This window comes from Sorangium sp. So ce124, from assembly GCF_051525235.1.
Classification (GTDB): domain Bacteria; phylum Myxococcota_A; class Polyangia; order Polyangiales; family Polyangiaceae; genus Sorangium; species Sorangium atrum.
The window spans coordinates 3208185-3221221 of sequence record NZ_CP150312.1; the positions used below are offsets into that span (position 1 = coordinate 3208185).

Sequence of the window (13037 nt, forward strand, 5' to 3'; positions counted from 1 at the left end):
ATGGATATGACGATGCGCTTCGAGGTCCTCACACCCGATTCGTACGCAAGACGGGTCGCCGACCGCTACGGCGGCCATCCCGACCGCGGGACCGAGGTCATCGCGGAGGTGACCCGCGCGGAGCTCTTCGCGCTCGGACAGACGCTGCGCTGGGTGCTCGTGCAGCGGGTCGAGAAGCTGCTCTCGCTCTTCGGCGTCACAGCGGAACGAATCGGGGAGATCGTACGCACGCTCGAAGCGATCGGTGACCTCAGCGCCGGTCCTGGCGGAGAGGTGGCCTGCGCGCCGCTTCGGGGCGTGCGCGTGAGCGCAGGGCGCTGGCTCCTCGTGGGGACGCTGCCCTCGAGCGAGATGAGCACGCTCGGGCACATGGCAGGGCTTCCCCGACGGCTCTCTGTCTCCGAAGATCAAGCCGTGCAAGCGTGGGTCGAAGAGCGTAGCGGGCGCGTGAGCGACGTCGCTCGCTGGGCGGGGCTTGATCGCTCGGCGCCCCATGATCGCTGGCTGGGCGAGCTCGCGGCGCGGCTCGACGCGGCTTCGCGCTTCGAGGACCGGGCGAGCGCCCTCTCCTGGGACGACCTCGGGATCTATAAGCCCAAGGGGGAGGACGCCTCCCGGGCGGCGCGGTGGGAGAGGGTGCCGCTCGGCGACGAGCCCGCGCTCGTCCGCGCGCGCCAGACAGGCGGATGGTCCGCGTACGCATGGGCGCGCACCTCCGGAGACAAAAGAGCCTTCGTCCCCCTCACGGGCGACGAGGCCAGGCGCACGATGTTCGCCGTCGACGCGGCCGCAGGCCTACCAGTGCGCTTCGACGTGACGCGGACGGATGGCGGGCAGGAGATCGCGCTGCCGGTGCTCCTTCCAGCCGCCGAGTACCGCCTTCTCGCCGCGGTGGGCGAGATGCTCGACGAACCGCGGCGCGTTCTGCTGGACGAAGGTGCGTTCGAGCAAGCCGCGGTGCTCCTCCGGGAGCGGCTCGGTGCCGCCGTCGAGGAGGCGCGGAGGGAGCCGTGAGAGATCGGCGAGAGCTCAACATCAAGCCGAGCTGCGCCCACGAGATCCAGGCCTTCCCGTCCGAGCAGGCCGCGGTGCTCTGGGAAAAGCTCGCCAGGCTCGTCGACGATCCGATCCCCGACGGGAAGCTGAAGAAGAAGCTCAAAGGCAAAGGCAGCCTCTGTCGCCTGCGCGTTGGGGACTACCGCGTCTTCTACAGCTTCGGCGATACGTGGATCCGCCTCATTGCCATCCGCCGGCGCGATTCGAGCACGTACGGCAACAAGACGGCTGCGATCGGCGCCGAGGCCCCGGGGGCTCTCCCGCCGCGCGGGGAGGAGCAAGAGGCGGAGGTCCTGGACACTCCCTCGGAGAGGCCCCCTCTCGCCTTCTCTGCCGACGCGCCCGCGCCCGCGCCAAGCAAGAAGTTACCTTTTCCGATCACGCCTGCATGGCTTGCCTCCCTGCACATCCCGCAAAGGCACTACCCGCCCCTGCTCCTCTGCACCAACGAGGACGAGCTGCTCGCGGCGGACGTACCGCGGTACGTGATCGAGTGCGTGGTCGACAACCTCTTCCCCAGGCCGCTCCGCGAGGTCGTGCAGCAGCCCGACCTCGCGGTCCACGACCCGCACGACCTCTTGCGCTTCAAGGAGGGCACCCTTTTCTCGTTCCTGCTCCGGCTCGACCCGGACCAGGAAAAGCTCACGACCTGGGCCTTGAAAGGGCCCACGATGGTGCGGGGCGGCGCGGGAACGGGCAAGAGCACCGTGGCCCTTTACCGCGTGCGGGCCGTGCTCAGGCAACCGCATGCGACCGGGAAGGAGACCGCGCTCTTCACCACGTACACGCGCGCCTTGCAGAGCGCGAGCCGCCAGCTCCTCGAGCAGATCCTCACGCCGGCCGAGATGGAGCGCGTGCGCATTGCCACATGCGACGAGCTGGCCCGCGAGATCGTGTCCCGGCGGCGCCGTATCGAGCGCATCGAGACGGACCCCCTCTCCGTCCTCGCCGCCGTGCGCGAAAATTTCCTGCCCGCAGGGCCCACGATGTTCGAGCGCAAGCTCCGCGCTCGGGCCCTCGCCAGGATCTCCGATCGATATCTGCTCGACGAGATGACGTGGATCATCGAAGGGCGCGAGCTCCGCACGCTGGAGGAGTACGAGGCGGCGCCTCGGCCCGGGCGCGGCGTGGCGCTGGGAGCGAAGATGCGCGCCGCCGTGTGGGAGCTTTACGAAGCCTTCCGGGCGAGACTTCAGGCCTCGGGCGCCGAGACATTCGGCGCGCTACGCCGTGAGGCGGCCGAGATGGCCCGCACCTGTGACGACGAGCAACGCTTCGAACACGTGCTCGTCGATGAGGCCCAGGACCTGCCACCCGTGGCGCTGAGCCTGCTCGCACACCTCGCCAAGAGCCCCGAAGGTCTGTTCTTCGCAGCGGACTCCAAGCAGTCGATCTACTCGCGCGGCGCAGGCTGGAGCAGCGCGGATCCGCGGCTCATGTTCAAGGGGCGGACAGCCATTCTCCAGCGCAACTATCGCTCGACCGTCGAGATCGACACGGCGGCGTTTGCGCTCCTCGAGCCGGAGCCCGACGAGGAGCTTCCCGCGTCGACGAGCCCTCACGAGGGCCCCATGCCCGTGCTGCTCCGCGGCGCGCCTCCCGCGCGCGAGGCCCACTGGGCGGCGCATTTCATCCGGCAGATGGCCCGTCACCTGCGCATCCAGATGCACGCGGCGGCGGTGCTCGTCCCGGACAGGGCGACCGGCGAGGCGATGGCCATGGGGCTCAGGGCCGCGGGTCTCGCCGCGCGCTTCTTCGAGGGGCGCGACCTCGATCTCGGGGCGCCGGAGATCAAGGTTCTTACTTTCCATTCGTCGAAGGGGCTCGAGTTCCCGATCGTCGTGGTCTCTGGCCTGCGCCCGGGCAGCTACCCGATCGCCGCCGACTACGAGGAGCCTTCCGCGTTCGAGGAGGCCATGCGGCACCACCGCCGGCTCCTCTACGTCGCGTGCACCCGTGCCATGCGCGGCCTGATGCTGATCGAGCGCGAAGGCTGCGAGGACATCGCCGTCACCCGCCTCGGGGGCGAGCGGTGGAGCGTCGAGGAGGCGTCGTGACCGTTTTCCGGATGAACAAGTATGCAGAGGAGGACGGTGGCCTCTGCAACGTCGAGGACGCGGAGTTCCTCCATCGCAAGCTCAAGCCCGGCGACGTCTTCGATTTCGCGGGGGTCCGCTCCATCACGCCGGCCTTCCTTAATGCGCTGTTCGCCGGAATGAAGCCCGAGTCGCTGGTCGAGTCGTTCCAGGGCGTCGAGGGCCCCGTCGCGAACGCGCTCGGCGAATGGCTGGACAGGGTGGGCGACGCCGAGCCCTCCGGGGCGCGCAAGACGAGGCAAAAGCCAGCTCCACCCCAGGAGCCTCCCCAGCCTGCGGCTCCGCTCGCTGTCTTTGAGCGCGCCGACGACGACGAGAAATACACCCCGACCCGCCTCGCGCACCGCCTCCGCGGTCAACTTCGACGTTATATCGAGAGCGCCTATCCCCTGAGCGACGCCACGCTCATCAAGGCGCGCCGCGTGCTGCTCGATGAAACGGATCACGGCACGCTCCTCTCGCAGGAGCCCTTCGTCGAGACCACGCCGCGCTACCACGTCTTCCGCGGCACGTACGACGATTTCGGCCTACCCCCAGAGATCGCCGGGCTGCTCGATCGGCTGACGCGAACGAGGACCGACTACGATCCCGAGAGGAGCCTGCTTTTCCCCGAGATCTACAAGCACCAGGAGCAGGCCTTCCGCGCCTTTCTGGTCGACGGCAAGGATCTCGTGGTCGCGACGGGCACGGGGTCGGGCAAGACCGAATGTTTCCTCGTTCCCCTGCTCGCGCGCCTCTACGAGGAGGCGACCGCGCGCCCCGAGAGCTTCGCGACGCGGGCCGTGCGGGGCCTGATCCTCTACCCGATGAACGCGCTCGTGAACGACCAGATCTCGCGCCTGCGCCTGCTCCTCGGGAGTACGGCGGTGATGCACCAGTTCCGCGAGCTCGGGCCGGGCCGCCGCCACCCCCTGTTTGGCATGTACACCGGACGCACGCCTTATCCAGGACCGCGCAATCCCGGCAAGGATGGGGCGAGCGTCGAGCCGCTCCTCAAGAAATACCTCGAGATGCCAGCGGATCTGGCCCTCGAGCTGAAGAAGCTTGGCCGCTTTCCGGCCAAGGATCTGCGTGCATTCCTTGCCGCCGAGCGCGCCGAGAAGGCGACCTACAAGACCGGAAAGAAGAAGGGCCAGCCCTACACGAAGCACAACTGGCCCGAGCGGCTGCAGACCGGGCGCGATGATCGCGAGCTGCTCACCCGGCACGAGATGGTGCACGATCCCGAGACGGGGCGCGGCGGGGCGCCCGATGTGCTCGTCACCAACTACTCGATGCTCGAGTACATGCTCATGCGTCCCTTCGAGCGGCCCATCTTCGACGAGACGCGGCGCTGGCTGGAGCAGCCTGGCGCGAGCCTCCTGCTGGTCCTCGACGAGGCGCACATGTACCGGGGCGCCAAGGGCGCCGAGGTGGCCTTTTTGCTCCGGCGGCTCTTCGCGCGCCTGGGCGTCATCGACAAACCGGAGAAGGTCCGCGTCATCTGCACCAGCGCCTCGCTCGGTGGCGGGGACGCGCAGGAGACGGCGCGCCGGTTCGCCGCGGATCTCACGGGAAAGCCGCCCGAGCATTTCGAGGTCGTCTTCGGCGTGCGCGAGCAGCCCTCGCCGGCCGCGCCAGGGGATCCTGCGCTCGCCGAGGTCCTCGCGCGCGTGCATCTGCCGGCCCTGCAAGGCGATGCTGGCCCCGACGCGCTCGTCGACGCGGTGGAGCCGATCCTCCGGCATCTCGGCGATGCGCAATCGCGGCCTTCGTCTGCCGAGATCCCCGCACGCCTGGTCCGCGCCCTCGAGGGGCGCCCGTGGTTGAACCAGGCGCTCGCGTTGACCTCGGAGCGGGCGAGGCCGCTCGGCGAGCTCTCGAGCGCGCTCTTTCCGGAGAGCCCTGTCGCGCGGAAGGCCACCGAGGTGCTCCTCTCGCTCGGGACGCTGGCGCGGCGCTCGCCCACGGAGGCGAGCCTCTTGCCGACGCGCATTCACATGATGTTTCGCGGCCTCGCGGGTATCTACGCCTGCATCGACCCGCGCTGCTGCGGGCGGCAGGAGCGCCCAGGCGAAGAGGCGCCGCTCGGCAAGCTCTTCGCGACCCCGCGAACCCAGTGCGACGCCTGCGGCGCCCGCGTCTTCGAGCTCGCCTCGTGCCGCACCTGCGGCGGAGCGTACCTGCTCGCCCGGGTGCCGAAGGGCCAGGCTGCCTCCGCCCGGTTCCTCTGGGGCGAGCTCGATGGCGAGCTGGAGACCATCGAGATCCTCCCCACCCGCCCCCGGAACGAGGAGGGCGTGGAGGAGGCCGCGATCCAGCTCGCCACGGGCCACATCGTCCCGGCGAGCGACGCCAATGACCCCCGCGTGCGGCGCATCTGGCTCCCTCGCGACAGGGAGACCGGGCGCCGCAAGCCGGAGTTCACGCGTTGCCCGCTCTGCCAGCCCCCTGGACTGCCCCTCACCGTGCTGCGCAGGGCCTTCATCACGGACCTGCGCACCCGCGGCGAGCAGCCGTTTACCGCGCTCATCGAGGCACAATTTGCCGAGCAGCCGCCGCAGAAGCGCGACCCCCACCTGCCCAACGAGGGACGCAAGGTGCTGGTTTTCAGCGACGGACGCCAGCGGGCCGCGCGCCTCGCGCCCGCGCTCGAGATGAGCCACTCGCGCGACGCTTTCCGTCAGGTGCTCCTGCTCGCGGCGCGCGAGCTCGAGACGATCGGGAGATCGCCGCGCATCGGCAGCATGTTTCCCGCGCTGCTCCGCGTCTGCACGCGACGGGGGATCGATCTGTTCCCGGCCGCGGACGAGGGCGAGTTCCACGCCTACCTCGCGCAGGCGCGGTCGTTGCCGCTCGAGACGCTCCTCGAGCACGCGGCCCAGAACATCATCCAGGCCACGCTCTCGTATGCGAAGAGCCTCTTCGCCGAGCTCACCGACAGGTACTTCTCGCTCCAGGCCATGGGGCTCGCGACGGTCGAGGAGGAGCCCGCCCTGGGCTACCTCTTCAATGACTTCCCGGAAGTGGGCCTGTCCGCCGGGGAGGTCCGGGGCCTCTTTCGTGCCTGGCTCCGCGCCCAGCTCGAGCGCAAATGCTTTTTGCCGCCGGGGGCCAGCTTGAGCCAGCTCGGAGAGCCCTGGGAGCGGCCCGAGGGCATCCGGCTCGACGCGAAGAATGACCTCATCCCCATCCGCTTCGGCGAGTGGATGCACGCCACCGTGGGCGAGGAGAACGCGAAGAAGGTGGCCGCGTGGTTCGTCTCGCTTGTCAGGAGCAAGGGATTCCTCGTCCTGATGAACGACGCTTATTACCTCCAGCCCAACCTGCTCGTCCTGCGCCCCCGCACCGACGAGCGCTGGTCGCGCTGCACGAGCTGCAGCCGGCTCGACGTGCACGAGATCCGCGGCCGCTGCACCGACTGCCTCGGCCGGATGGCGGTCGAGGATGACGCGCTGTACCTCGACGCGCGGTACGGGTTTTACCGGGACCAGGTGCACCGCGCCCTGCAGGGCGACTCCCGCGAGCCCTTCGGGCTGACGACCGAGGAGCACTCGGCCCAGCTCTCCAATCTGAACGATGATGATGCGTTCTCCACCACGGAGAAGTACGAGCTGCGCTTCCAGGACGTACGGGTCGAGGGCGAGCCTCCGATCGACGTCCTGAGCTGCACGACGACGATGGAAGTCGGCATCGACATCGGCGCCCTCACCGGCGTCGCGCTGCGGAACGTGCCGCCGCACGTCGCCAACTACCAGCAGCGGGCCGGGCGGGCCGGGCGGCGCGGCCGCACGATCGCCTCCGTGATCACCTATGCCCACGGCGGCTCGCACGACGCCTGGTATTACGAGCATCCGGAGCGCATTATCTCCGGCGAGGTCCGTCCTCCGGTCGTCTACATCGAGAACCAGAAGGTGCTCGAGCGGCATGTGCATGCGTTCCTCGTACAGGCCTTCTTCCACGAGACGGTCGCCGCGACCGGCCCATCCTATCAGCTCTTCGCGTCCCTCGGGACGGTCCGCGATTTCCTCACCTCGGGCGAGGCTTGCTCGCTCGAGCGCCTCGTCGCCTGGCTGCATGGCAATCGCGCCCGGCTCCTCGCTGATCTGCGCGCGTGGATCCCATCGTATAGCCATGGGTTCGGGAAGAAGACGCACGCGGAGGGCGTGATCGACGGCGCGATCGAGCGGCTGGTGCAGAGGCTAGAGCATGATCTGCCGGTCGACCTGGCGTGCGCGGAGGGGCTCGACGACGCGCAGCGCGCCGGCCTCGAGATGCAGCTCGATGAGCACCTTTTGCAGACGCTCATCGACCGCGCCATCCTGCCCCGGTACGCGTTCCCGACGGACACCGTCTCGTTCTGGGTACCGGAGCGGCGGCGCCCCGGCGCGAAGACCTACAAGCGCCGCTTCGATTACAGTCCGCAGCGCGATCTCCAGATCGCGCTCTCCGAGTATGCACCGGGACGAACCCTCACGATTGACAAGTTCCGGTTCGAGTCGGCCGCGCTCTACTCCCCCTATCCACCCGGGGTACGCGACGTCCTCGCCCGGGTGAACGCGTACAGCGCCTGCAAGTCGTGCGGGTACATGACGCTGGACGCTGCGGCGCGCACGCTCCCAGCTTGCCCGGTGTGCCGCGAGCCCCAGCTCGCGACGCTCGATTTTATCCGGCCCGAGGGCTTCGCGCCCGACGTGAACAAGGAGCGCGATATCGATCGCGGCGGGGCGATCAGCTACGCGGGGATGTCGACGCCCGCGAAGCTCGAGGTGCAGACCGTCAGGCGATGGGACGAGGTGCGCTTTGACGGACGGATCAGGCTCCTCGCGCAGCCCGAGACGATGGTCGTGGTGAACAAGGGCGTCGGGGACCGTGGCTTTCACGTGTGCCCCGCGTGCGGGTCGGCGGAGCCGGTCTTCGGTCCGGGGTTCACGACGCCTCGCCTGGTGGGCAAGGATGGCCGCGCCAAGGTGCACACGCACCCCATCGAGGAGGGCGGCCAGTGCACGGGGACCGTCGCCGGACCGTTCTACATGGGCCACCAGTTCCCGACGGATGTGCTCCTCCTGCGGCTCACGCTCGCCTCACCCATGAAATGCGCCGTCGATGCGCCGCGCTCGGGCCGCGCGGGGCGGATGGCGTTGACCTCGCTGGTCGAGGCCCTTTGCCTCGCGGCGTCGCGCATCCTGCAGATCGACGAGGGCGAGCTCGCCGGCAACTGGAACCCCGTTCCCGGCGACGTCACGCGCGAGGCGGACCTCTACCTCTACGATCTGCTCCCCGGCGGCGCCGGCTACACCCATCAGGTCCGCAGAAATCTCGGGGCCATTCTCGAGGAGGCGAGGCAACTTCTCGGCGGCTGCGATTGCACCTCGTCGTGCCACCGCTGCCTTCGTCATTACAATAACCAGACCGTGCACGGTTCGCTCGATCGCAGGCTGGGCATCGCGCTGCTCGAGTATCTGCTCGAGGGCGCCGTGCCCTCCGTGTCCCCCGAAGAGGCGCTTTCCGCGCTCCTTCCGCTCACCGAGCTGCTCTCGCTGCGTGGCGTACGGTTCGAGCTGGGGGCCTCCACGATGGCGCCGGTGCCCCTCCGACTCGACCTGGCCGGAGGCGAGCTCTGGGTCGACGTCCACCACCCGCTCGTCGACGCCGACGTCGTCGGGGCGCGAGCGATCGAGGAAGCACAGGCCACCATGACGCCGGTTGTGGCCCTCGATACGCACACTCTGCTCCACGATCTGCCGCGCGCCTGCAAGCTCCTCGGCGTGGAGGAAGGGTGACTATGGAGGCGCCGGCGTTCTATCGCCTGACGGGCCCGACGGAGTGGGCGGGCCCGCCGGAGACATTCAGCTATTCGAGCTTGAAGCGGATGGGGGCGTGCCTGCGGCAGTGGCAGCTTGCGAGCTCGAGATACGACAACCTGGCGCGCTGCCCGGAGCGGCCGAGCGAGCCCGCCGAGCTCGGGGTCATCGTGCACGAGATGCTGAGCCGCCTGTTCCGCACGATGGCCCTCGCCGGCTACCCAGAGCTCGGAACAGAGGCCTTCCGGGTGGCCATCGCGCAGTTCGATATCCTCGGCACGGCGCGCAGGCTGATCGAGGGGGTCGAGGATCGCGCAGCGGGCAACCCCCGCGCGCTCGGTTTCCGGTTCCAGGCAACCGCGCGGGACGTCTACAACAGGGTCTCCCAGGCCTTCCGGCAGGAGTACACGAGCATCTCCGCGCAGGCCGCGAGGCTCGCGCCGCTCCCCCAGCAGCGCGAGGCGGCCATCCGGCAAGCCGGATCTCGCCTCCAGCTTCTGGAGGCGCAGGGCTTCTTGTCCGAGGAGGAGATCCGCCACCCGAGGCTCCCGATCCGGGGTTTCATCGATCTGGTCGTGCGGCGCGAAGGTCGGACCGTGATCCTCGACTTCAAGACCGGAGCCTCGCAGCCCGAGTACCGCGAGCAATTGCTCCTCTACGCGCTGATGTGGTGGCGGAGCACGGGCGATCTGGCCGCGGGCATCGAGCTCCGCTACGGCGCGCGTGTCGAGGCATGGCCGGTCACGGAAGCAGAGCTCGTCCGCGTGGAGGAAGAGCTCGAGGAGAAGCTCCGCCGGTGCCAGGAGGGCCTCTCGCGAAAGCCGGCGGGAGCGAGCCTCGGGCCTCACTGTGCGGGTTGCGGCGTGCGGCAGTTCTGTGATGACTACTGGCAGTGGAGCGGAGGGTCCGGTGAGGACCAGCGCCAGAGCGAATGGATCGACCTGGAGGTGGTCATCCAGAACATGGTGAGCCGTACGGGATTCATCGCGCGCGACCGCGCCGGCCGGGAGCTCACCGTCGTCTGCGATGCAGACGTGTTGCCCGTGCAGGGGTCCCTGGCGACGGGCCGGCGGCTCCGCCTCGTCAACGCCAGGCGCGAAGAGGGCACCTCCGCGCTCCGTATCACGAGGACCACGGAGGTATTTGGCGGCGATGCGCTGCAAAGCTCTGCTTCAACACCCACACCCGCGAAAGGGGCGAAGGAGTAACCATGGCTCTGTTGTCGACGCTCCTCGGAAACCGCGTGAATCTGGACCGGCCAACCCTCGGGTGCACGGGCAGCAGGTGGCGCGAATCGGCGAGACCTCGTCGGTCGCCGGGGCGTAGGTCAGCGCCGCCGCCGAGAAGTGCCCGGCCGCCGTCGCCCTCGCCGACGATCGCCCGATCGGTGGCCCCAAGGGCCCAGGAGCGCCAAGACTTCGCGGGATTGTCACGGACCAGCAGTCGCCGGTCACCCCCGTGCCGGATATCTGGCACGTCTCGGCAGAGGCGAGGCAGTGCCCGGGCGCCCGCCGGGGACGCAGCCCACATGCGCGACCCGGCGGAACGTCCTGTTTAGCAACTCGGTTTCCAGGTAAGCGGGGGGAGGGAGCGCAGGTGACACGCATGGACAACGACCGATTTACCGAGGCCATCGCTCGCGTGGTCGCGGCTGCGGCTCGCGTGGCGGCGCAGCGGAAGGAGGCGGCGGGTCGGATCCACGCCGTCGCCCGCCTCGGTGAGCGCGCGATCGATCCGCAGCGGTGGATCGATGCGCTGCAAGAGGCCGTCCAGCGGGCGGAAAGGACCGGCCTCGTGCCCTCGCTCTTCGACGTCATGGGTCTGTATGGCAGCGAGCGGCACCACAACCGCGCGCTCGCATGGTTGGTCTCCGTCGATGCTGACCACGGCGCAGGCAGGGCGGTGCTGCTCGCGATCGCGCGCGGGCTGGGGTGTAAGGAACTCGAAGCAGATCTGGCCGACTTCAAGAGCCAGATCACGGTGCGCAGCGAGATGCGGTGGCCGGAAGGCGCGGGATCGTCGCGCGTGCCGGACTTGCTCGTCCTTTCCCCGCGGGCGCTCCTCTTGATCGAGAACAAGGTGTCCAGCGGCGAGGGCTCCAGGCAGTACGAGGAGTACCACGATGCCTTGCAGCGCCTGGCCAAGACGCGTGGCGCTGTCGAAGCGTGCTCGTTCTTGGCTGCGCCCCATGATCGTGAAGTTCCACCGAACTGGACGGGGATGGTAGTGCACCGCGATCTCGCGCGGTGGGTGTCCTCGGCGGCCCAAGCCGAGGGCATGACTGCGTGGGGACGGGCGCTGTGCCTGCTCGTCGCGGAGGAGATCCATCGGAGCGGGCGCGCCAATCATCTGCGCGCGGCGAAGGCGCTGCTCGCTCGCGTTGGCGGAGGCGGCCGATTCCGAAGCCGCGACGCGCGCGAGGCTCAGGAGATTCTTGAAGGGCTCGGCGAGGCCGAAGCTCCATGGAGGGGCTAATGGGGAAGAAGCTTGTATGGAACGAGGCACTCGCGGCCTACGACCGCGATCTCGACGTGCTTGAGGCGACGCGGCACGATTACGTCCAGTTTCTCAAGCAGACACTGGCGGACGTTGCCGAGCGGGTGAAGGCGCTCTCCAGCGGCGCGTTCGAGCTCACGATCTGGGCGGACAAGGAGCTAGACTCACTGGTTGAGCCGATCGCCGAGTGGAGGCCGAAAGATCTCGGTGAGCTCGGGGGGCTCGTCGTGCAGGTGTATCCGGGAGCGAGCCGCGGTGTGCCCGGCTCCTGTTGCGTGTGGCTCTGGCTCGATGCCGGCGCGACGATTCCTCGCGAACTCGGCGCCCTCTCTCTCCTCGACCCGCTGCGCGACGCTGCCGCGAGCCTGCCGGGCGAGGTGTACGATCCGGCGAAAGTTCGGATGTCCTCTGAGCCGGACGTTGTTTACCTGCGCTTCGTCCCGGTAGAGCTCGGCGCGACGGATCTCGTCCATCGCCTCGTGGCGAACGTCGTCACCTACTGCCAGGCGGCCCAGCGCATGACGGACGATATTGCTCTCGTGCGTCGCTCCACCGACCCGTACCGATGGGCGCGGGCGCGGTTGCTTGAGGTGCGGGCAACGCGGCGGGATGAGCTCGAAGTGAAGGGGAAGTGGGAATGGGACCCGAAGGAGCAAAAGCTCGAGGAGTGGGAGGATGGCCGTTACCTGTGCGTCAAGCGTAAGAATGAGGAGACGGACGATCTCTGGGTGACCGCGATGCCCAACGGTGACGTGGTATTCGCAGCGTACGGACCGACCACCAGCGACGAGGCGCGCTGGCAGGCGCTGTGCTCTCTCGCTCGTGGCAGCGCGCGGACATTCAACGACGGCCCGGGCGCGACCCTCCTGGAAGCCAGCGCGGTGCAGGAGATGGCCGCGGCGGGGAAGACGCAGGAGTTCTGCGACCTGGTGGCGCAGGTGTTCAAGACGTTTCTTGCCGGGTGAGCTGCCTCCAGAACGTACGACATTCACGGCCGGGAGCACGGATCGCGCGTGTCCTGCCCGCGGACGAGCCATCCGTACCGCTCCGTGCGGTTTGCACGGCATGGCGATGTCGGCGAGGTGAGTGACGCTCCTTCCACGGCCGCCTCCTTATCTTGCGCCCTGCCCATCGGCCCGATGCTCGCCGATCACCTCGATCGTGCCCACGATCGCGTCGTTGAACCCCTCCAGATCCTCGGCCGAGTCCAGTACTCCGCGTGGACGCGCGACCCGGCGATGTGCACATCGTAGTTCGCCAGGAAGTCCCTGCGCACGGCGAATCGCGTCACGTAGCCGACCTTGCCCTCGACGGTGTTCCACCGGCTCGCGATCTGCGTGGCGTACTCCTCGTTGCAGACCGGGTAGAAGATGGGCTGCTCGGGCAGGCGCGGCGGGAAGCGGCGGCAGCCGGACGCCGCGATGAGGTCGAACTCGGCCTGGCTGACCGGGCGGTAGAGCGTCGTCGTGGAGCCGGTGGGCGCCATGGCCGGCAGCGTACGGCTTCCCTGGGTGCGCGGGAGACATATTCTCACGGTCGGCCCGTGATGTTCCCGCCCCAGCGTATTGTCTCCTTACTCCCCAGCTCGACGGAGATCTGCTTCGCC

Annotated in this window: 7 protein-coding genes; 6 read left to right on the forward strand and 1 reads right to left on the reverse strand. The window is 68.8% G+C overall.

Annotation, left to right across the window (positions count from 1 at the left end):
* Positions 1 to 12 precede the first annotated feature (12 nt).
* The 6 genes from WMF19_RS12280 (at position 13) to WMF19_RS12305 (ending at position 12396) form a co-directional block, all read left to right on the forward strand.
* Positions 13 to 1014, forward strand: a complete 1002-nt coding sequence (locus WMF19_RS12280; RefSeq protein WP_437899253.1) for a hypothetical protein — start codon at positions 13 to 15, stop codon at positions 1012 to 1014.
* Positions 1011 to 3113 (forward strand): UvrD-helicase domain-containing protein, encoded by a 2103-nt coding sequence (locus WMF19_RS12285; protein ID WP_437899254.1) that lies wholly within the window; start codon positions 1011 to 1013, stop codon positions 3111 to 3113. Before WMF19_RS12280 ends, WMF19_RS12285 begins: the two co-directional genes overlap by 4 nt.
* Entirely contained in the window at positions 3110 to 8914 is a 5805-nt protein-coding gene (locus WMF19_RS12290) for a DEAD/DEAH box helicase (protein WP_437899255.1), read from the forward strand. The genes WMF19_RS12285 and WMF19_RS12290 overlap by 4 nt, the downstream gene beginning before the upstream one ends.
* 2 nt (positions 8915 to 8916) lie before the next feature.
* A complete protein-coding gene (locus WMF19_RS12295) occupies positions 8917 to 10143 on the forward strand; it encodes a PD-(D/E)XK nuclease family protein (RefSeq protein WP_437901619.1) in 1227 nt (408 codons plus the stop codon).
* A 586-nt stretch (positions 10144 to 10729) separates the two neighbouring features.
* Complete coding sequence (locus tag WMF19_RS12300; protein WP_437899256.1) at positions 10730 to 11410, forward strand: PD-(D/E)XK nuclease family protein; 681 nt, start codon at positions 10730 to 10732, stop codon at positions 11408 to 11410.
* Positions 11410 to 12396: a hypothetical protein gene (locus WMF19_RS12305; RefSeq protein WP_437899257.1), complete on the forward strand. Its 987-nt coding sequence runs from the start codon at positions 11410 to 11412 to the stop codon at positions 12394 to 12396. The genes WMF19_RS12300 and WMF19_RS12305 overlap by 1 nt, the downstream gene beginning before the upstream one ends.
* Before the next feature lie 185 nt (positions 12397 to 12581).
* Here the strand turns inward: WMF19_RS12305 and WMF19_RS12310 are convergent, their stop codons facing one another.
* Positions 12582 to 12917 carry an ADP-ribosylation/crystallin J1 gene (locus WMF19_RS12310; RefSeq protein ID WP_437899258.1) on the reverse strand — a complete coding sequence of 112 codons (336 nt, stop codon included), beginning with the start codon at positions 12915 to 12917 and terminating at the stop codon, positions 12582 to 12584.
* Positions 12918 to 13037 lie beyond the last annotated feature (120 nt).

Bases quoted from the DNA above. Each gene is read 5' to 3' on its own strand.
- WMF19_RS12295 (WP_437901619.1), top strand. From the start codon at position 8,917: ATGGAGGCGCCGGCGTTCTATCGCCTGACGGGCCCGACGGAGTGGGCG.
- WMF19_RS12280 (WP_437899253.1), top strand. From the start codon at position 13: ATGCGCTTCGAGGTCCTCACACCCGATTCGTACGCAAGACGGGTCGCC.
- WMF19_RS12310 (WP_437899258.1), bottom strand. From the start codon at position 12,917: ATGGCGCCCACCGGCTCCACGACGACGCTCTACCGCCCGGTCAGCCAG.
- WMF19_RS12305 (WP_437899257.1), top strand. From the start codon at position 11,410: ATGGGGAAGAAGCTTGTATGGAACGAGGCACTCGCGGCCTACGACCGC.